Genomic DNA, 18435 nt, shown 5'->3' on the forward strand with positions numbered 1-18435 from the left:
CTCACACCAGGCCGTGCACCTTGGCGAAGGGGTCCCAGCTCGCGTCGCGGTGCCAATCGTACTCGGCGCCGGTGGCGAGGGTGTCGGCCACGTCCTGGCCGAGCAGCTTGGCGATCACGGCGAGGGACATGTCCATCCCCGCCGAGACGCCGGACGAGGTGAAGAACGGGCCGTCCTCGACCCAGCGCGCGGCGCGCACCCAGTCGACCTTCGGCCCCTGGTCGGCGACCCACTGGAAGACCGCCTTGTTGGTCGTGGCGCGGCGGCCGTCGAGCAGGCCGGGACGGGCGAGCAGCGCGGTGCCGGTGCAGACGGTCATCGTCAGCTCGGCCTGCGGCACGCGGGCGCGCAGGAAGTCGAGCAGCGCCGGATTGTCGATCTCGGCGCGGGTGCCGATGCCGCCCGGAATCAGCAGCAGATCGCACGGCGGCGCGTCGGCGAAGCCGTGATCGGCGACGGCGCGCACCCGCTGCGCGCTGGCGACCGGACCGGCCGCGGCGGCGATGGTGACGATGTCGATGATGCCGCCGAGATGGCCGAACAGCTCCAGCGGCCCGAACGTGTCGAGCAGCTCGAAGCCGGGGAACAACAGGGCGCCGAGGCGGCGGGAGGTCTGCTGGCTCATGCGAGTCTCCTTCGTGGTGGCGGCGAGCCGGCGGCGGCGTCGCGGCGGAAGCGGCGGCGGTAGTCGAACGGCAGCACCCGCAGATGGCGGCGGAAGGCGCGGCGCATCTGCTCGCCGGAGGCGAAGCCGGCGCGGCTGGCCACCTCCTCGAGCCCGAGCGCCTCGTCCTCGAGCAGGCGGCGGGCGGCGTCGAGGCGGGCGCGCTCGACGAACTTGGCCGGCGTGACCCCGGTCTCGCGGTGGAAGACGCGGGCGAAGGTGCGCGGGCTCATCGCCAGCCGCTCGGCCAGGCGTTCGACCGCCAGGTCCTCGGCGAGGTGGTCGACGATCCACGCCGGCAGGTCGCGCAGCCGGCCCGGCGCCGGCGTCTGCGCGGCCAGGTGGGCGCTGAACTGCGACTGGCCGCCGGGGCGCTTGAGGAAGACGACCATCCGCCGCGCCACCGCGAGGGCGAGCGCGTGCCCGAGGTCCTCGGCCACCATCGCCAGCGCCATGTCGATGCCGGCGGTGACGCCGGCGGACGTCCAGAGGCGGCCGTCGCGGACGAAGATCGCGTCCGCCTCGACACGGACGCGCGGGTAGCGCCGCGCCAGGCGCGCCGCGGCGCGCCAGTGCGTGGTGGCGCGCCGGCCGTCGAGCAGACCGGCCTCGGCGAGGATGAAGGCGCCGCTGCACACCGAGGCGAGGCGGCGCACCCGCCGCGACCAGGCAATCAGCCACCGGCGAACGCCGCGATCGGCGGCGATCGCGCGCACGTCGCCGCCGGCGACGATCAGCGTGTCGACGCCCGGCCCGACGTCGCGACAGGCGCGATCGGCGAGCAGCCGCAGCCCCGAGTGCGCGGTCACCGGCCCGGCGGCGGGCGCGACCACCTCGACGCGGTAGGCGGGCGGCGCGCCCGCATCGCGCTCCTGGCATTCGAGATTGGCGAGCGCGAAGACCTCCAGCGGCCCGGTCGCGTCGAGCGACTGCAGGCCGTCGAAGATCAGGATCACCACCCGCCGGGTTCGCGCCTGCCGCCTGGCCATGGCGGCAGACTAGGCGCGACGCGCGGTGGCGGCAATGACCTTCTGCACGCAATTCCTGCCAACGCGCCGGGAGCGCGCGGCGGTCCGTCAGCGCTCGCCGGGGACGGCGAAGCGCGCCTGGTACGCCGCGTAGCGCGCCCGCTCGACGGCGGGATCGAGGGAGGCGTCGGCGAGCGTGTAGCGGTGGGCGCCGTGCTTGTGGCGCGGGTTGCGCGCCAGGAAGGCGCGCATGCGCGTCTCGGCCTCGCCGCTCAGCGCGCGGCCGACGTGAGCGTAGATGCGGCGCACCATGGCGATCTCGTCGCGCAGGAATTCCGCGAACTGCATGTCGAACGGCGGCGGCGCGGTCGTCGGCCAGCGGTCGCGGCTGGCGGCGGCGCGGGCCAGGCCGTCGGCGAGGAAGCGGGTCCACTCGGCGCCGATCGCGGCCCGGTCGATGTCCGCGCTCGCCATGGCGCGCAGCGTGGCGACCAGGCTGGCGAGCGAGGCGACGACCGCGAGCGGATCGCGGTGCGTCTGCACGACGCAGGCGTCGGGGTACTCGGCGAGCAGGGCGTCGAGCGCCCAGAGGTGGCCGGGCGATTTGAGCACCCAGTGCTCGGCGGGACAGCGCCACTGCAGGTACTGGAGCTGGCGGCGGTGCGAGCGGTAGACCGGCCGCAGGTCGGCGCGGTCGAGCCACGCCTGATAGCTCGGCACGCGGTGCGTGGTGCTGAACAGCATGCTGGCGAAGTCGTGCGCGGTCAGCGCGACGCACTCCTGCGGCAGCTCGGCGCCCATCGGGTGCATCGTCTTGAATTCCGGCAGCAGGCGATCGACGCCGGCGAGGTGCCGGTCGAGCGCCGCGATGCGCGGGTCCGTGGCGTAGGTCGCGCGCTCCGGCGGCGGGTACGGGTGCATGACCTCCCAGGTCATGGGGACGCGGTTGGCGGGATCCTGCGCCAGCAGCTCGTGCAGGATCGAGGTGCCGGTGCGCGGCAGGCCGACGATGAACAGCGGTCGCCGGATCGGCGCCGCGGTGATCTCGGGATGGCGGGCGATGACGTCGGTCATGCGCAGCCGGTTCTCGAGCAGGCGGGTGAGATCGCGGCGGGCGATCACGCGGCCGAGCAGATGCAGCGCGGCCTCGCCCTCGAGCGCGGCGAGCAGCACGGCCAACGGCTCGCGGAACCACGGATCGCCGAAGTCGTCGAGCCCGGTGGCGCGCCGGGCGCGGGCGCACAGCGACGCCGCATCGAGGCGGAGCAGCGGCACGCCGGCGGCGCGCAGGGCACCGCCGGCGGCATTGAAGGCGCGAACGGGCAGCGGCAGCGGCATGGGGGCGCTTCAGCACACGGGCGCCCCCGTGGTCCAGCGCGCGGAACGCGCCGCGGTGGGACGGTCGCCGCGCCCGCCGCGGGGTCGGAAGCGCGCGCCCGCGCCGCGCTCCGGGCAGGTCAGGAATAGCGGTCGTTGCGCCAGGGGTTGGCGGTGTTCGAGTAGCCGCGCTGCTCCCAGAAGCCCTTCTGGTCGTGGCGCAGGAACTCGAGGCGCGTGACCCATTTGGCGCCCTTCCAGGCGTAGAGTTGGGGGGTGATGACGCGCACCGGCCCGCCGTGCTCGCGCGGCAGCGGCTGGCCGTCGACGGTGTGGACGAGCAGGACGTCGTCCGCGAGCGCCTCGTCCAGCGGCAGGTTGGTGGTGTAGCCGTCCTTGGCGTGGCAGAGCACGACCGCGGCGTCGTCCTCGAGATCGGCGAGCGCGGCGATGGTGGAGAGGCGGACGCCGCGCCACGGCACGTCGAGGCGCGACCAGCCGGTGACGCAGTGGAAATCGCTGACGTCGTCCACCTGCTCGAGGGCGCTGAAGTCCTCCCAGCTCAGTCGGGTCGGCAGGCGGCAGGCGCCGTCGACGGCGAGCGACCACCGGTGCAGCGGGATGATCGGATGGATGCCGAGGTCGAGCACCGGCCACTTGCCCGGCGCGGTCGGCGTCTGGCCGACGGGGATCTTCGGCATGCCGTGCCGATTCGGCGGGCCGCTGCCCTGCGGTCGGGCATCCGCGGCCGGCGTCTGGGCGCGGCGGGCGAGAAAGCGCTCGCGCAGCTTTTGCCGCGCGGCGAGGATGCGGTCGCGGGTCTCGTCGTTCATGCCGGCGCCGCGCTCGCTCTACCGCGAATCCCGACGTCGGTCCACGGCGATCACCCGGCCTGCAGCATCGCCGGCCCGTGGTCGACCGGCGACAGGTACCAGCGGCGCGGGAAGTGGCGGAGGGCGATCGGACGTTGGGCGACGGCGACGACGGTGACGTTCGGCAGCCGCTCGGCGAGCAGCTCGTACACCTGCTGCTCGCTCGCCTCGTCGAGCGCCGAGGTGATCTCGTCGAGAAAGAGCCAGTCCGGACACTGCACGAAGACGCGCGCCACGGCGAGGCGCTGCTGTTCGGCGCCGGAGAGCCGTTGCTCCCAGTGCGCGCGCTCGTCGAGGTGCGGCGCCAGATGGCCGAGGCCGAGCATCTCGAGCACCTCGGCGATGCGCTCGGCCGGCACGTCGTCGGGCGGCGACGGATAGGTGACGGCGGCGCGCAGCGTGCCGATCGGCAGATAGGCGCGCTGCGGAACGAACTGGATGCGCGCCGCGGCCGGGATCTCGATGCGGCCGGCGCCGAACGGCCACAGGCCGGCGATGGCGCGGAACAGGGTCGTCTTGCCGGTGCCGGCGGTGCCGAGGATGGCGACCCGCTCGCCGGCGCGGACGGTGCCGTTGGCGCCGCGCACCAGCACCGTGCCGCTCGGCGCGTCGAGGCGGACGTCGGTGAGACGCAGCACCGGCTCGGAACCCGGGGCGACGTGGAGCCCGGCGCGGTCCGGGTCGACCTCCTTCGCGGTGGTGCGCATGGCGCGCGCGAAGGTGGACAGACGCTCGATGTTGGCGCGCCAGCGGGCGATCTCCTGGTAGGCGTTGACGAACCAGGTGAGCGCGCCGGAGACCTCGGCGTAGGCGACCCGCACCTGCGCCACCATGCCGAGCGTCAGATGGCCGGCGAAGAAGAGCGGCGCGGCGATGAGCAGCGGCACGACGGTGTTGGCGTGGCCGATGCCGCTGGTGAGCAGCGTCAGGTCCCGCTGCGCGCCGATCAGGCGCAGGTAGTTCGCCACCACGCAGCGGAAGTTGGCGGCGAGCGATGTCTGCTCGACCCCTTCCCCGCGCGCCAGCAGGACGGCCTCGGCATGGTCGCGGAAGCGCACCAGCCCGTAGCGGAAGTCGGCCTCGCAACGCAGGCGGTCGAAGTTGATCGGCACCAGCTTGCGGCCGACGAGGTGGGTCACCCACATCGCCAGCACGGCATAGATGATCGCCACCCACATCATCAGGCCGGGGACGTGATACGCGACGTCGCCGACGTGGATCGGCCACCGCCCCGAGAGCTGCCACAGGATGCCGCCGAAGGAGGCGAGCGTGACCACCGCCGAGAGCAGCGACAGCGACAGGCCGAGGGCGCTGGCGACGAAGTCGCGGATGTCCTCCGCGATGCGCTGGTCGGGGTTGTCGATGTCGCCCTGGTGCAGCTCGGCCTGCCAGTACGCCTGGGCGCCGACCCAGCGATGGACGTAGTCGTTGGTGAGGAACTCGCGCCAGTGGATCTCGAGGCGCTGGCGCAGATAGATGCGGAACGTCGCGGCGAGGAGGGTGCCCAGCGCCGCGGCGAGGAAGAAGGTGAGGCCGACCCCGAAATCGGCCGCGGCGCGGTCGCCGAGCGCGTCGAAGATGCGGCGCTGGCCGTCCGACAGCAGGACGTTGCCGTAGACGGTCGCCAGCTCGAGGCTGATCGCCCCCAGCAGCAGCAGCCCGCCCCAGCGCGCGGACCGCGACGTCCAGTAGATGCGAACCAACCGCCAGAGCTCGCGAGCGAACGCCCGCCCGAACACGGCGCTCCGCGGCATGCGGAGTTCTGACATGCGGCGACTCCCTCCCGGGACGGGTCGCCGCCGCCAGCGCGACGCGCGACCGGTCCCGCGTCGCGCTTACAGGCGGTGCCGCCGGGGCGCAAATCGCCGCCGGCGGCGGCGCTCCCGGCCGCGGGGGGGACGGCCGGGAGCGCGGGGGGAGGAGAGGGTTACTCGGCGCCGAGGCGGCGGCGCCGCTGCACCATGAAGTGGATCGCCTTGCGCCGCCGGCCGCCGCCCTTGCGCAGCGAGCGCAGCGCGCAGCGCGAGGTGGCGTTGTCGTCCGCCGGTCGGTCCGCCAGCGCCAGCAGGCGGCAGCGCGCGTAGTCGGCATTGATGCCCAGCGCCTCGCAGACGCTCTCGAAGGCGAACACCCAGGCGCGCGAACGCGACTCCACCCAGGCGCGCGCCTCGGCATAGAGCTGCGGCCGCTCGTTCATCGGCGCCGCCTGACACATCAGGCAGAGCACCGCGTCCTGCAGCATCGCCTGCATCAACGCCTTCTCGGGCCCGCCGACGCCGTTGGCGCGCGGACCGCCGAGCAGATCCTCGAGCTGCTCGCGCACGAACGGGCTGACGATCGGGCCGTCGTCGGCAACGAAGGGGTCGCTGGTCAAGATCTCCACCGGGGCGTGCTGCATGGTCTCCTCCTCTGCGCGGCGACGGCATCTCCAGCCGCCGGCGCGCTCCAGACAGTCGGGAGAAGGGAATTGCAGCGCCTGTGCCAGGCCCGGAAAAGGCTTGCCCGGACGGCATTTTTCCGGTTGGCGCGGGGCCGGTGGCCGCTTGCAGCCGGTGGCGGCCGAAAGGAACCAGCCGCCCGCGGAGCGCGGTCCTCCAATCAGGGCGGCGGGTGTGGCAGAAGACGGCGATGCCGCGCCGCGTGCTCGCCGCCCTCGCCTTCGCCGTCGCATTGCTCCTGCTGGTCTGGGGCGCGCTGGCGCTGCGCTTCGCCGCACCGCCGGCGCTGGCGACGGCGCTGCCGATCGCCTGGAGCGCCGGCGGCCTGGCGCTGCTCCTCCTGGTGCGACCGCGGCGCCGCGGACTGCTCGCCTTCGCCGCCGCGTTCGCAATGCTGCTGGTCTGGTGGACGCACCTCGAGCCGCGCAACGACCGCGACTGGCAGGACGACGTCGCGCATCCGCCGACCGGCGAGGTGCACGGCGACTTCCTCACCCTGCACAACGTGCGCAACTTCGAGTACCGCTCGGACAGCGACTTCCGGCCGAGCTGGGAGACCCGCACCTACGACCTGTCGCGGCTGCGCGGCGTCGACCTCGTCCTCTCCCACTGGGGCTCGCCGGCGATCGCCCACACCATCGTCAGTTGGGACTTCGGCGGCGACGACCACCTCGCGATCTCGATCGAGACCCGCAAGGAGAAGGGCGAGTCGTACTCGGCGATCGCCGGCTTCTTCAAGCAGTACGAGCTCTACTACGTCGCCGCCGACGAGCGCGACGTCATCCGCGTGCGCACCAACGTGCGCGGCGAGGACACCTACCTCTACCGGCTGCGCGCCCCGCTCCCCGCCGTCCGCGCCCTGCTGCTCGACTACGTGGAACGCATGAACCAGCTCGCGGCGCAGCCGGTGTTCTACGACGCCGCCACCCAGAACTGCACGACGACGATCCGCATGCACACCCGGCACGTCGGCGCGGCGCGCCCCTGGGACTGGCGGCTGCTGGTCAACGGCTATCTCGACGAGATGCTGTACGAGAACGGCGTCATCGACACCGGGCTGCCGTTCGCCGAGCTGAAGGCGCGCAGCGCGATCAGCGAGCGCGCCCGCGCCGCGAACGACGATCCCGACTTCTCGACCCGCATCCGCGAGGGCCTGCCGCAGCCGCCGCCCGCCCCCTGAGCCGCCGGCCGCGCCGGCTCCGTGAGAGTCGGCTCACGGCCCCTCCCCACGCCGCATTCGATGCGGTATGCGGTCGCGGTACATGGCCCCCGCCACCCGCGCCCTGCCGCCGTATCCGAGCGGCTGGTACGTGCTCGCGTTCTCGCCGCAACTGTCGCGGGAGCGCCTGCTGCGCCGCGCCGCCTTCGGGCGCGAGCTGGTGCTGTGGCGCACCGCCGCGGGGCGCGTCGCGGCGATCGACGCCTACTGCCCGCACCTCGGCGCCCATCTCGGCCACGCCGGGCGGGTGCGCGGCGAGCAGCTTCGCTGCGGCTTCCACGGCTTCTGCTTCGACGCCGAGGGCGCCTGCGTCGCCACCGGCTACGACAGCAAGCCGCCGCCAGCGGCGCGGCTGGCGACCTGGCCGGTGCGCGAGGTGAACGGCATGGTGCTCGTCTACCACGGCGCCGACGGCGCGGCGCCGCCCTGGGAGGTGCCGCCGCTCGAGCAGCGCGGCTGGAGTCGGCCCGTCCATCGCCGCTTCGAGCTCGCCGCCCATCCGCAGGAGACGACCGAGAACAGCGTCGACCTCGGCCACTTCGCGCACGTGCACGGCTACGACACCGTCCGCATGCTGCGCGACGTCGTCACCGACGGCCCCTATCTCAGCACCGCCTACGCCTCGCGCCGCCCGCTGCCGCTGCTCGGCCGGCGCGCCCGGCTGCGCTTCGACTTCGAGTTCGAGACCCACATCCACGGCCTCGGCTACTCGCAGGTCGACGTCCTGGTGCGCGGCTTCGACATCCGAGCCCGTCTCTGGGTGCTGCCGACGCCGATCGACGGCCACCGCCTCGCCCTCCACCTCGCCGCCAGCGGCGACGGCAACGGCGACGACGTCCACCGGCTGCTGCGCTGGATCCCGCGCCGCCTGCGCGCCGTCGCCGTCGGCTACGGGCTGCTGATCGGTCTGGTCGCCGACGCCCGCCAGGATTTCGCCATCTGGGAGCACAAGCGCTACGTGCACCCGCCGGCGCTCGCCCAGGGCGACGGCCCGATCGGCCGCTACCGCGCCTGGGCGGCGCAGTTCTACGGCGAGCCGCCGGCCGCGATCGACGCGCCGCCGCTGCCGCTGCGCGCCACCCACGGAGCCGTCGGTTGACGAGTCGCCGGCCGCTGCTATGGCGGCAGTGAGTCGCGGGAGGCGTTCGTCGGCCGGTCGGTTCAGGCCACTGTGCGGATCACGCGCTCGGCGGTCGCCCGGTGCGCCTGCCGAGCCCAACCATACGCGAGGAGGTCGTCATGCCATTGTCGCGCAAACTGGCGGCGGAGCTCATCGGCACATTCTGGCTGGTCTTCGGCGGTTGCGGCAGCGCCCTGTTCGCCGCCGCCTTTCCCAACAATCTCGGCATCGGCTTCGCCGGCGTCGCCCTGGCCTTCGGTCTCACCGTGCTGACGATGGTCTACGCGGTCGGCCGCGTCTCCGGCGGCCACTTCAACCCCGCCGTGTCGCTCGGCCTGGTCGCCGGCGGCCGCTTCAGCGCCAGCGAGCTGCTGCCCTATGTCGTCGCCCAGGTGGCCGGGGCGGTGCTCGCCAGCGCCGTGCTCTACGTGATCGCCAGCGGCGCCGCCGGCTTCAGCCTCGCCAACGGCTTCGCCGCCAACGGCTACGGCGAGCACTCGCCGGGCGGCTATTCGCTCCAGTCCGCCCTGGTCGCCGAGTTCGTCCTCACCTTCGCCTTTCTGTTCGTCATCATGGGCGCGACCCATTCGCGCGCCCCGTCCGGCTTCGCCGGCATCGCGATCGGACTGACGCTGACGCTGATCCATCTGGTCAGCATCCCGATCACCAACACCTCGGTGAACCCGGCGCGCAGCACCGGACCGGCGCTCTTCGTCGGCGGCTGGGCGATGGCCCAGCTCTGGCTCTTCTGGGTGGCGCCGCTGCTCGGCGGCACTGCCGGCGGGTTCGCCTACCGCGCCCTGATCGAGGGCGGCGAGGAGTAGCCGGCCGGATTCGCGCACCCGGGGGCGACGGCGGCGCGACCGCCGCCGTCGCCCCGGCAGGTCAGCCCAGCCCGTACAGCTTCACCGCGTTGCCGGCGCACATCCTGGCGCGCTCGTCGGCGGGGACGCCGGCGAACAGCTTGTCGACCGTCTCGCGGGTGTGCGGCCAGTCGCAACCGTGGTGCGGGTAGTCGGTCGAGAACATCAGGTTGTCGACCCCCATCTTGTGCCGGTTCTCGATCGCGTAGCGGTCGACCATGAAGGTCGAGCGCCAGTTGCGGCGGTAGTAGAAGCTCGGCTCGTGCTGCAGCTTGACCGGCAGCCAGGAGCGGTTGCGCTCCCAGCGATCGTCGAGCTGCTCGAGGATGTAGGGGATCCAACCCGAGCCGGCCTCGACCATCACCCACGTCAGGTCGGGGAAGCGATCGTGCACGCCCGACTGGATGATCTCGCCCATGTCGACGATCATGTTGGCGGCGCCGACGCTGGCGAGGCCGATGAGGTCGTCGCCGCGCGCCCCCTTCGGCTTCGGCTTGGCGAGGGCCCGCATGACGCGCACGTGGAAGTGGATGGCGACGCCGTTGGCCTGCGCCGCCGCCCAGAACGGGTCGTCCTCCGGGCGGATGGCCGGTCCGACGCTGGGCATGGTGTTCAGCCACACGCCCTTGAAGCCGAGCTTCAGACAGCGCTCCATCTCGGCGATCGCCGCCTCGACGTTCAGCGCCGGCATCGCCGCCAGGCCGATCAGGCGGCTCGGATCGACGGACAGGATCTCCTGCGCCAGCCAGTCGTTGTAGGCGCGCACGCCGGCGAGCTGGAATTCGGGGTCGGGGTCGGAGAAGAAATGGCTCATCATCCGCGCCGAGCCGAACATCACCTCGGCGTCGATGCCGTCGGCATCCTGCTCCTCGAGGCGCGGCTGGCCGCGGAAGTTGCCCTGGTTGGCGGCGGCGAAGGTGACGCCGGTCCAGCGGATGTCCTCGTGCGCCCGGCCGGCCGAGGCGTAGATGCCGATCGGCGCCGGCGGAATGTCGGGCGCGAACTGCCACGCCTCGCCGCCCTCGCCGTCGGACACCACCCGCGGCACTTTGTCGTGGAATTTCTTCGGCATGTAGGTGGTCCACAGGTGCGGCGGCTCGAGCACGTGCGAGTCGGCCGAGATCAGCGAGTACTGGCGCGTCATGCGGGTCGTCCTTTCCTGGCGGCCCGGCATGCGTGCGCGGGTCCGCGGGCTGGGGAGATTGATTAATTCGCTATCGAATTATACGAATTGAACCATGAGGGCAAGACCGAAACGCGGCCCGCAGGACCGCACGCCGCCGGCGGCGCTGGCGCCGGCGCGGCCGGTGCGGGTGCCGAAGGCGGCTGAGCTGATCGCCGACGCGGTGCGCGGCCAGATCGCGCGCGGCGAGTTGCGGCCGGGCAACCCGCTGCCCAACGAGAGCGAGTTGCTGGCGCACTTCCGGGTGGCGCGGCCGACCGTGCGCGAGGCGCTGCGCATCCTGGAGGCCGAGCGGCTGGTCGAGATCGCGCGCGGCGCGCACGGCGGGGCGCGGGTGCGCGAGCCCGACATCCGCGCCGCCTCCGGTCACTGCGCGCTGCTGCTGCAGTTGCGCGGCGCCACCATCGCCGACGTCTACGAGGTGCGCCTGATGCTCGAGCCCGCCGCCGCCCGCCTGGCGGCCGAGCGCGCGCCGGGCGACGCGGCGCGGCAGCTCGAGGCGGTGATCGCCGAGGAGGAGCGGATGGTCGACGGCGGCGACTCGCTGGCGACCCTCGCCATGCGCTTCCAGGAGACGCTGGTCGAGTGCTCGGGCAACGCGGCGCTGGTTCTGCTGGTGCGCCTGCTACACGACCTGGTGGCGCGCCAGGCGGTGTCGCGCACGCCGATGATCGACGTCGACGCCGCCGGCCGCGACCAGCTCCGCCGCCGCCTGATCCGCGCCCAGCGCGACGTCGCCGCCGCCATCGCCGCCGGTCGCGGCGCCGACGCCGAGACGCAGTGGCGGCGCTACCTCACCGATCTCGCCGCCACCGTCCTCGGGCAACACGAGGGCCGCGCCAAGGTCACCCGCCACGCCGCGCAGCGCGGCTGAGCCCGCCTCAGCCGCCGCCGAGCGCGCGGTCGGCGGCGAGATAGCCGACGGTGATGGCGAGCACGAGCAGCGCCCCCATCAGCTTCGGCGGGCTCGGCACCGGGACGTCGAACACCCGACAGGTGGCGCCGATGGCGAAGGCGAGCAGCAGGCCGATGAGCGATTTCGTCATGCGCCGCTCGTACGCGGGCCGGCGGCGCCGGCGCAACCGAGGCGCCCCGCCGTCAACCATCGGTTGCCAGCGGGCGGCGGACACGGTCAGCGCCGGAAGTAGTCCGGCGCGGCGCCGGTCTTCCATTTGATGTTGCAGCCGATGCTCGGTCGCTGCTCGGGGCCCGGCGTCTCGCCGGCCAGCACCGCGTCGGCGGCGGCGCGCAGGTCGGCGCCGGTCACCGGCCGGTCGCTGCCCGGGCGGCTGTCGTCGAACTGGCCGCGGTACACCAGCCGCCGCGCCCGGTCGAAGAGGAAGAAGTCGGGCGTGCAGGCGGCGCGATAGGCGCGCGCCACCGCCTGCGTCTCGTCGTAGAGGTAGGGGAACACGTAACCGGCGCGCCGCCGCTCGGCGACCATCCGCTCCGGCCGGTCGTCGGGATAGACGCTGGCGTCGTTGCTGTTGATGGCGACCATCGCCAGGCCGCGGGCCTGGTAGTCGCGTCCGAACCGCGCCAGCCCGTCGCGGATGTGGATGACGTACGGGCAGTGGTTGCAGATGAACATCACCAGCAGGCCCGGCGCGTCGCGAAAGTCGTCCCGGGCGACCAGGTTGCCGTCGGTGTCCGGCAGGCGGAAGTCGGGCGCCGGCGTGCCCAGCGGCAGCATCGTCGAATTCACTGCGACCATGGGCAGGGTTCTGCGCCGGACGGCGGGTGCGCGCAAGATGGGAGGAAGACGACCGACCGCGTTCGTCGTTCTCACCCTACCAGCGCACGACGCCGGCGCCGCCGCTGACCGCGCCGTGCGCGCTCTCGACGGTGACCGGACCGCTGGCCGTCACGGCGCCGTGGCCGTCGCTGCCGAGACTGAAGGTCGGGCTGCGGAAGCGGGCGCCGCCGCCGACGGCGAGGCTGCCGCGCGGCGTCGGCTCGATGCCGAGCAGACGCAGGTAGGCGAGCAGGGGCTGGGCGTGGCTGTGGTTGTTGTTCACCGGATACTGCTGCATCGCGAACAGCGGCGCCGCCGACCAGGTGCGACCCGGGCGCGTCGATTCGGGACCGTTCCACGCGTCCGGCCCCGACAGCGTGCCTTCCCAGATGTCGGGGTAGGCGGCGGTGTGGGCGGCGAGCGTCATGCGGCGCCACGCTTCCCAGGCGAGATCGGGGTCATGGCGCGCCGCCGCCCAGACCAGGGTCATCTCGATCGCGTACCAGATGCCGCCGCTGGTGCCGTCGCCCCAGGTGCCGGCCTCGACGCGACCGGGTTCCGCCGGCCAGCGCAGGCGCGTCCCGAGCGGCGAGCCGGCGCGCGGCCCCTGGTCGAGCGTCGCCAGCAGCGACGCCGCCTGCGCCGCATCAGCGGCGCCGCACAGGATCGCCCACGGCTGCACCTCGAGCCAGCAGTCGTGCTCGCCCACCGGCGCGACGCCGGGCGCGTAGGCGCGGTGGAACCAGCGCCCGTTCCACGCCTGCGCCACCAGGGCGCGCAGCTCGGCGGCCTGCGCCGCGGCCTCGCCGGCCAGCGCCGCCTCGCCGAGCCGCGCCGCCAGCCCGGCGAACACCGACAGCACCCATGCGGCCATGGCGGAGTTCAGCACCGACCCGCCGCGCTCGATCATCGTCGCGCGGTCGACGCCGGACTCGGCGATGGCGACGTCGTTCCAGTCGGCGTTGAGGATGCGCACGTGGCCGCGCTCGCCGCGGCCGATCCGGTCGACGAAGAAGCGGAACTGCCGCCGCAGGTGCTCGCGCAGCGGCACCGGCTCGGCGGCGCGCGACGGGTGATAGGCGAGCGCGGCATCGAACGCCGCCAGGTCGCCGGTGGCGGCGGCGTACTCGCTCGCCAGCCACAGCGCCCACAGGTTCTGATCCGACGGCCGGAAGCCGAACGCCTGCGGCTGCTTCCTGGCGTCGAGCGCGTACGGCAGGTCGCCGTCGGCCCCCGCCCAGGCGCAGGTGTTGCGCAGCACCGAGAGGGCGCGCGGCGGATCGAGGTAGACGAGCGGCAGGGCGTGCTGCAACGGGTCGCGCGCCGCGCCGTTGAAGCCGATCGCGTAGGCATACGCCGAGCCCTGGTTGAGCGAATGGCCGCCGAGCACGCGGTCGGCGGCGAGCCCGCCGGTGAGCAGCGCCGCGTGCCAGGGAACCTCGCGCCGCGCCTCGGGGGCGCGCGGCGCGCCGGCGCGCGGCAGGCGACCCGCCAGGGCGCGGCGCGAGTCGCGCAGCACGGCGGCGGGGTCGATCGCCGCGTCATCGGGGCGTCCGAACCGGAACCACAGCTCGCGGCGTTCGCCCGGCTGCAGGGCGATCGGCACCGCCAACCGCAGCGTCGGATGCGGCGCGCCGGCGGCGCTGGCGACCGCCGCGCGGGCGCCGAGCTGCTCGAGCCGCAGGGTCGCCGGCGGCCCGATCAATGCCTGCGCCGCCTGGCCGACCGCGCCGCCCGCATCCGGGGACGCGAAGCGCTCGCGCGCTTCGACCATCCCGATGCCGGTGGCGACCTCGTACTGCACCGCCAACTCGGCGCGCTGGCGGCGCTGGTCCGCGGTCTCGAGGAAGTTGCAGAAGCGCGGCCGCAGCGCCCACTGCTCGCTGAGCTCGATGCGGCGCTCCGCGGCGTCGGCCGCCAGGGACAGCCGCACCCGCACCAGCAGCCACGGCACCTCGCCCTCGGGACAGAGCACCAGGCGCGCCAGCGCCAGCCCGGCGCGCGAGTCGCGCACCTCGAACCAGGTCGGGCCGAAGGTGCGCAGCGGCGGCGCCGCGCCGCCGCGCTGGCGGTAGTCGCTTCCCCAGGAGCTGCCGTCGCTCTCGGCGACGAGCGAGATGCCGGTGCCGACCGGGTCGGGAGCGGTGAGCCAGCGCAGGCCGTCGCCCTCGTCGAAGACGCCGACCGTGCCGTCGTTCGCCACCTGCATGCGGATGGCGCGGTTGCCCACCATCACCCAGTGCCGGCGCGTGCGCGGCGCGAGGATCGGATCCCACTCCGCGGCGGCGAGCGCCTCCTGGTCGGCCGAGTAGACGAACGCCGGCACGCCGCCGCGCCGCACCCAGCGGCCGTATGGACTCGCCCCCACGCCGCCGCCGCGCGACGCCAGCGCCCGCGCCCGGCCGCGGGCGCCGATGCCGGCCATCATGGCGATGCCGCTCGCCGCCGCGAGGCGGAGAAGCTCACGCCGCCGCATCGCCCGCGGCCGCGTTGGCGGGCGCCGCTACCGCGGCGCCGGTCTGTGCCGTCATGCGTCCTCCTCGCCGATCGTCACGCGGCGCACCGTCCAGTAGCCGCCGGCCGCCTCGGCGGCGTTGGCCGGCGGCGTGAACTGCTCGACGACGTGCGACGGCCCGAGATCGACCTCGATGCGCAGGCTGCCGTCCGGGTCGGCGACCAGCACCTGCGGCGCGTCGGCCGCGCCGCCGACCCGGTACGCCGCGCCCGGCCGGTAGATGCCGGCGGTGCGCACGGTGGCGCGGCCCGAGCCCTGGATCTCGAAGCCGTCGCGGTCGACGTGGCGCAGATCGAGGAACTCGCGCACGTCGCGCGCAACGTCGACCTGGTAGCCCCAGACGCTGAACGACGGCGCCACCGAGCGGTAGCGGAAATCGGCGCGCGGCGTCGGCGACGGATCGGCGACGTCGGCCGGGTGGGGATCGGCGAGGCGCGCGAGCAGGAATGGCAGATGGCGATCGCGCAGCCACGGCGACCACCAGCGCCAGGCGTGCGCCCCCTCGCCCTCGCGGTATTCCAGCCCGCCGTCCCCCGCCGCTCGCACCGCGGCGAGGCGGCTGCTGAAGGCGCGGTTGGCGGGAACGAACACCTGCTCGAACTGGTAGGCGAGGCAGTTGTCGACCATCCGATCGGCGTCGCAGACGGTGCCGATGTCCATCGTCACGTCGATGCCGTCGAGGTTGCTCGCCAGCTCCACCGGCAGGCTGCCGCGGGCGAACGCCGGCGCGGTGCCGGCGGCGAGGCCGACGAAGGTCAGCCCCGCCAGGTTGCCCGACATCGAGCCGGCGGCGACGAACCGGTCCGGCGCCCTGGCGGCGAGGTGCAGCGCGCCATAGCCGCCGTTCGACAGGCCGTCGATGGCGCGGCCGTCGCGCGAGGCGATGGTGCGGAAGTGCCGGTCGACGTAGGGAATCAGGTGGTCGAGCACGTAGCGCTGGTTGCGCAGGCTGCCGTCGATGTTGTCGTACCACTGCGCGTCGGTGCCGTCCGGCGCGACGACGATGGCGGCGGCGCTCGGGTCGGCGGCGATCGCCGCGTCCATGATCGCCGGCACCTGGCCGAACACCATCCAGTCGGCCTGGTCGCCGCCGCCGCCGTGCAGCAGGTAGATGACCGGATAGGCGAGGCCGCTCCTGAGGTACCCGGGCGGCAGGTACACGCAGGCGCCGGCGGTGAAGGCGAGGCCGCCGTCGTCGGCGAGCGGTCCGCGCGGCAGGATGCGCAGCAACAACGAGCCGGCGCTGTCGCGCAGGGTGTCGGCGCAGGCATCGGCGGGGCGCACGTGGTTCGGGTCGCCGAACGGGTTGCGGCCGTCGGCGCCATTGTCGAGCGCCGGCGGCAGCTCGTCGTCGATCGTCGGGGGCGCGGTGGCCGACGGGGTCGCGCTGGCGGTGGCGATCGCCGTCGCGCTCGCCGCCGGCGCCAGTGTCCAGGTCGGCGTCGGCGACGGCCGCGCCGTCGCGGTGAACGGCGCGGTGGCGGTCGCCGGCGGTGGCGCGGTGGCGGTGAGCGGCGCGGTCGCGGTCGCCGTGGCGACCGGCGTCGGCGTCGCCGGGGGCGCCGCGCCGTCGCTGCCGCCGCACGCCGCGATCAGCAGCAGCGGCAGCAGCAGCCCGCCGCCGCGCCTCAGGTGACGATCCCGGCGCGCATCGCCGCCGCCGACACGCCCGCGGTCGCGTCGATGATCTCGGTCACCGCGCGCCCCACCGGCTCGAGGCTGGCGACGTGGATCTTGTCGAGCGTGTCGCACGAGTCGAACAGATACATCGGCGCGGTGAGAAAATGCACGAGCGGCACGCCGGCGGGATGGAAATAGGCGCCGTCGGTGGTCGGCATCGGCCCGAAGACGTCCGGCCGCAGGACGAGCGAGCGGCGCAGGTCGTGCGCCCGCAACGCGGCGCCGACCGCCGCCTCGAGCCGCGGATTGCGGCTGGTGAACCACCACCGCACCTCCGGCTCGTCGGTCGGCACCAGCGCGCCGTCCACCGGCAGGCAGCGGCGCGCCGCGTGCTCGAGATGCACCTGGAGCACGACGCGCGGCAACAGCCCGGCATGCCGGGCGATGAAGGCGCGCGTGCCGGCCGCCTCGGCCATGTGGCCGGCGCTGAGCAGGAAGAGGAGGTTGTGCGGCCGCGCGGCGCGCGGCTGCGCCGCCCAGTACGCCGCCTGCGCCAGCACCATGGCGACGCCCGAGGCGTCCTCGACCGCCGACGCCCACGGGGCGTCGTGGTGCGAGGCGATGATCACCCACTCGTCCGAGGCGCCGGGCAGCGTGCCGACGACATTGTGCGAGGTGGCCGGGTGGCGGTCGACCTCGACCGTCAGACGCGCCCGCGGCGCGGCGTCGCCGAGACCAGCCAGCAGCCGGCGTCCGTCGCCGGCCGACAGCCACAGGCCGGGGATCGGACGGGCGATCGCATCGTACGGCACGTAGTAGTCGCGCGTTTCCCAGGGAAAGCCGGTGAGCAGGCCGACGAAGCCGACCGCGCCGGCCGCGATGGCGGGATCCATCACCTCGCGGAATCGGGCGCCGAACGGCAGCACCTGCTCCAGGGTGTCGAAATCGGCGTCGGGATCGTAGGCGGCGGTGGCGAGCAGGCGGAAGCCGCTCTGCGGCATCCGCAGCAGGGCGAGCTCGGACACGGCGATGCCGCCGGCGAGCTCGCCCCCCTCGCGCACCAGCGCGGCCTCGATGTCGCCGCCGGCGGCGTGCGGCAGGGGAAAGCCGGTGAACGACTCGCCGGCGAATCGCAGCTCGGCCCGCCGCGGCGCCCAGTACGGCAACGCGAGCGGCTCGAGACGGACGTCGGCGACGCCGAGCTGGCGCAGTCGTTCCGCCGCCCACGATTCCACCCAACGATCGGCGGGATACGCCGGCCGGCGCAGCCCCTGCGCCACGATGGTGGCGATCCACTCCATCATCCGCGCGGCGCTGGGGAGCTGGCTCACCAGCGCATTTCACCACAGCGCCGCGCGGAGGAACACCGACGGCCTCCGAGGCGCGCCGCCGTGCCCCGCCGCGGGCGCGCGCTTGACAGCTCGCGCCGCGGTCGCCAAGCGTGCGCCGATGCGGCGGCTGCTCTCGCTCCTTCTCGTCCCCCTGCTCCTCTCCGCTCCGGCGCGCGCCGCCTGGGTCGTCGACGCAGCCGGCGGCTGCGTCGAGCAGTGGGCGCCGAGCGACATGCTGCGCGGCCCGACGGCGGTGCTGAACGGCCCCATCCTGCCCTTCCGCCAGATGGCGGGCGGCGCCGCGTACGCCTGGAACACCCAGGAGTGGTGGCCGTGGCAGATCGCCGGCATGGGCCCCGGGGTGACCCTGTTCAGCGGCGCCGCCGGCGTCCTCGAGGGCACGTGGTGGATGACCACGGGCCTCGCCGACACGGTGACCGGCGGCTACTTCCAGGTGGCGCCGGAACAGGCGACCGAGCTCAGCATCGAGCCGCAGGTGTCGACGATGATCGCCGACGCCGCGCCCACCCCGAAGCCGACCACCGATCGCTGCGGCCGGCCGCTGGCCGCGCCGTGACGGCGGCGCGCCG

The 18435-nt window shown here is 74.1% G+C and carries 18 protein-coding genes; 6 read left to right on the forward strand and 12 right to left on the reverse strand.

Annotation, left to right across the window (positions count from 1 at the left end):
* Position 1 precedes the first annotated feature (1 nt).
* The 6 genes from KF840_01715 to KF840_01740 all read right to left on the reverse strand — a co-directional run bounded on the left by KF840_01715 (position 2) and on the right by KF840_01740 (position 6219).
* Positions 2 to 625, reverse strand: coding sequence for a DJ-1/PfpI family protein (locus KF840_01715; GenBank protein MBX3023605.1), 624 nt, complete (start codon positions 623 to 625; stop codon positions 2 to 4).
* Positions 622 to 1653, reverse strand: a complete 1032-nt coding sequence (locus KF840_01720; GenBank protein ID MBX3023606.1) for a DJ-1/PfpI family protein — start codon at positions 1651 to 1653, stop codon at positions 622 to 624. The genes KF840_01715 and KF840_01720 overlap by 4 nt, the downstream gene beginning before the upstream one ends.
* 87 nt (positions 1654 to 1740) lie before the next feature.
* Complete coding sequence (locus KF840_01725; GenBank protein MBX3023607.1) at positions 1741 to 2970, reverse strand: sulfotransferase; 1230 nt, start codon at positions 2968 to 2970, stop codon at positions 1741 to 1743.
* Positions 2971 to 3089: 119 nt separating this feature from the next.
* Positions 3090 to 3782 carry a molybdopterin-dependent oxidoreductase gene (locus tag KF840_01730; GenBank protein MBX3023608.1) on the reverse strand — a complete coding sequence of 231 codons (693 nt, stop codon included), beginning with the start codon at positions 3780 to 3782 and terminating at the stop codon, positions 3090 to 3092.
* A gap of 50 nt (positions 3783 to 3832) precedes the next feature.
* The gene (locus tag KF840_01735) at positions 3833 to 5590 is read right to left on the reverse strand and encodes an ABC transporter ATP-binding protein/permease (protein ID MBX3023609.1); all 1758 of its coding nucleotides are present in this window, start codon (positions 5588 to 5590) and stop codon (positions 3833 to 3835) included.
* A gap of 158 nt (positions 5591 to 5748) precedes the next feature.
* Positions 5749 to 6219 (reverse strand): hypothetical protein, encoded by a 471-nt coding sequence (locus tag KF840_01740; protein MBX3023610.1) that lies wholly within the window; start codon positions 6217 to 6219, stop codon positions 5749 to 5751.
* A gap of 230 nt (positions 6220 to 6449) precedes the next feature.
* On the opposite strand from KF840_01740, the gene KF840_01745 reads away from it, so the two are divergent.
* The 3 genes from KF840_01745 to aqpZ all read left to right on the forward strand — a co-directional run bounded on the left by KF840_01745 (position 6450) and on the right by aqpZ (position 9422).
* The gene (locus KF840_01745; GenBank protein MBX3023611.1) at positions 6450 to 7439 is read left to right on the forward strand and encodes a DUF4105 domain-containing protein; all 990 of its coding nucleotides are present in this window, start codon (positions 6450 to 6452) and stop codon (positions 7437 to 7439) included.
* Between the two features lie 82 nt (positions 7440 to 7521).
* The gene (locus KF840_01750) at positions 7522 to 8577 is read left to right on the forward strand and encodes a Rieske (2Fe-2S) protein (protein MBX3023612.1); all 1056 of its coding nucleotides are present in this window, start codon (positions 7522 to 7524) and stop codon (positions 8575 to 8577) included.
* 146 nt (positions 8578 to 8723) lie between these two features.
* Positions 8724 to 9422 (forward strand): aquaporin Z, encoded by a 699-nt coding sequence (aqpZ, locus tag KF840_01755; protein ID MBX3023613.1) that lies wholly within the window; start codon positions 8724 to 8726, stop codon positions 9420 to 9422.
* A 61-nt stretch (positions 9423 to 9483) separates the two neighbouring features.
* On the opposite strand, the gene KF840_01760 is transcribed toward aqpZ, so the two are convergent.
* Positions 9484 to 10605, reverse strand: a complete 1122-nt coding sequence (locus KF840_01760) for an amidohydrolase (protein MBX3023614.1) — start codon at positions 10603 to 10605, stop codon at positions 9484 to 9486.
* 94 nt (positions 10606 to 10699) lie between these two features.
* On the opposite strand from KF840_01760, the gene KF840_01765 reads away from it, so the two are divergent.
* On the forward strand, positions 10700 to 11518 hold the full coding sequence (locus tag KF840_01765; GenBank protein MBX3023615.1) for a FadR family transcriptional regulator: 819 nt from the start codon (positions 10700 to 10702) through the stop codon (positions 11516 to 11518).
* Between the two features lie 7 nt (positions 11519 to 11525).
* Here KF840_01765 and KF840_01770 read toward each other — a convergent pair whose 3' ends face one another.
* The 4 genes from KF840_01770 to KF840_01785 form a co-directional block, all read right to left on the reverse strand.
* A complete protein-coding gene (locus KF840_01770) occupies positions 11526 to 11690 on the reverse strand; it encodes a DUF1427 family protein (protein ID MBX3023616.1) in 165 nt (54 codons plus the stop codon).
* 86 nt (positions 11691 to 11776) lie between these two features.
* A complete protein-coding gene (locus tag KF840_01775; GenBank protein ID MBX3023617.1) occupies positions 11777 to 12358 on the reverse strand; it encodes a thioredoxin family protein in 582 nt (193 codons plus the stop codon).
* Between the two features lie 76 nt (positions 12359 to 12434).
* On the reverse strand, positions 12435 to 14855 hold the full coding sequence (locus KF840_01780) for a hypothetical protein (protein MBX3023618.1): 2421 nt from the start codon (positions 14853 to 14855) through the stop codon (positions 12435 to 12437).
* Positions 14856 to 14906: 51 nt separating this feature from the next.
* Entirely contained in the window at positions 14907 to 16178 is a 1272-nt protein-coding gene (locus KF840_01785) for a hypothetical protein (protein MBX3023619.1), read from the reverse strand.
* An 85-nt stretch (positions 16179 to 16263) separates the two neighbouring features.
* Between KF840_01785 and KF840_01790 the strand changes: the two genes are divergently transcribed.
* Positions 16264 to 16530, forward strand: a complete 267-nt coding sequence (locus KF840_01790) for a hypothetical protein (protein MBX3023620.1) — start codon at positions 16264 to 16266, stop codon at positions 16528 to 16530.
* Here KF840_01790 and KF840_01795 read toward each other — a convergent pair.
* Positions 16523 to 17818, reverse strand: coding sequence for a M28 family peptidase (locus KF840_01795; GenBank protein ID MBX3023621.1), 1296 nt, complete (start codon positions 17816 to 17818; stop codon positions 16523 to 16525). The genes KF840_01790 and KF840_01795 overlap by 8 nt on opposite strands.
* Before the next feature lie 145 nt (positions 17819 to 17963).
* On the opposite strand from KF840_01795, the gene KF840_01800 reads away from it, so the two are divergent.
* Positions 17964 to 18422: a hypothetical protein gene (locus KF840_01800; protein MBX3023622.1), complete on the forward strand. Its 459-nt coding sequence runs from the start codon at positions 17964 to 17966 to the stop codon at positions 18420 to 18422.
* The last annotated feature ends 13 nt before the right edge of the window (positions 18423 to 18435 follow it).

This window comes from bacterium (genome assembly GCA_019637795.1).
Classification (GTDB): Bacteria; Desulfobacterota; Binatia; order HRBIN30; family CADEER01; genus JAHBUY01.

Bases quoted from the DNA above. Each gene is read 5' to 3' on its own strand.
- KF840_01715 (MBX3023605.1), bottom strand. From the start codon at position 625: ATGAGCCAGCAGACCTCCCGCCGCCTCGGCGCCCTGTTGTTCCCCGGC.
- KF840_01720 (MBX3023606.1), bottom strand. From the start codon at position 1,653: ATGGCCAGGCGGCAGGCGCGAACCCGGCGGGTGGTGATCCTGATCTTC.
- KF840_01725 (MBX3023607.1), bottom strand. From the start codon at position 2,970: ATGCCGCTGCCGCTGCCCGTTCGCGCCTTCAATGCCGCCGGCGGTGCC.
- KF840_01730 (MBX3023608.1), bottom strand. From the start codon at position 3,782: ATGAACGACGAGACCCGCGACCGCATCCTCGCCGCGCGGCAAAAGCTG.
- KF840_01735 (MBX3023609.1), bottom strand. From the start codon at position 5,590: ATGTCAGAACTCCGCATGCCGCGGAGCGCCGTGTTCGGGCGGGCGTTC.
- KF840_01740 (MBX3023610.1), bottom strand. From the start codon at position 6,219: ATGCAGCACGCCCCGGTGGAGATCTTGACCAGCGACCCCTTCGTTGCC.
- KF840_01745 (MBX3023611.1), top strand. From the start codon at position 6,450: ATGCCGCGCCGCGTGCTCGCCGCCCTCGCCTTCGCCGTCGCATTGCTC.
- KF840_01750 (MBX3023612.1), top strand. From the start codon at position 7,522: ATGGCCCCCGCCACCCGCGCCCTGCCGCCGTATCCGAGCGGCTGGTAC.
- KF840_01760 (MBX3023614.1), bottom strand. From the start codon at position 10,605: ATGACGCGCCAGTACTCGCTGATCTCGGCCGACTCGCACGTGCTCGAG.
- KF840_01765 (MBX3023615.1), top strand. From the start codon at position 10,700: ATGAGGGCAAGACCGAAACGCGGCCCGCAGGACCGCACGCCGCCGGCG.
- KF840_01770 (MBX3023616.1), bottom strand. From the start codon at position 11,690: ATGACGAAATCGCTCATCGGCCTGCTGCTCGCCTTCGCCATCGGCGCC.
- KF840_01775 (MBX3023617.1), bottom strand. From the start codon at position 12,358: ATGGTCGCAGTGAATTCGACGATGCTGCCGCTGGGCACGCCGGCGCCC.
- KF840_01780 (MBX3023618.1), bottom strand. From the start codon at position 14,855: ATGCGGCGGCGTGAGCTTCTCCGCCTCGCGGCGGCGAGCGGCATCGCC.
- KF840_01795 (MBX3023621.1), bottom strand. From the start codon at position 17,818: ATGATGGAGTGGATCGCCACCATCGTGGCGCAGGGGCTGCGCCGGCCG.
- KF840_01800 (MBX3023622.1), top strand. From the start codon at position 17,964: ATGCGGCGGCTGCTCTCGCTCCTTCTCGTCCCCCTGCTCCTCTCCGCT.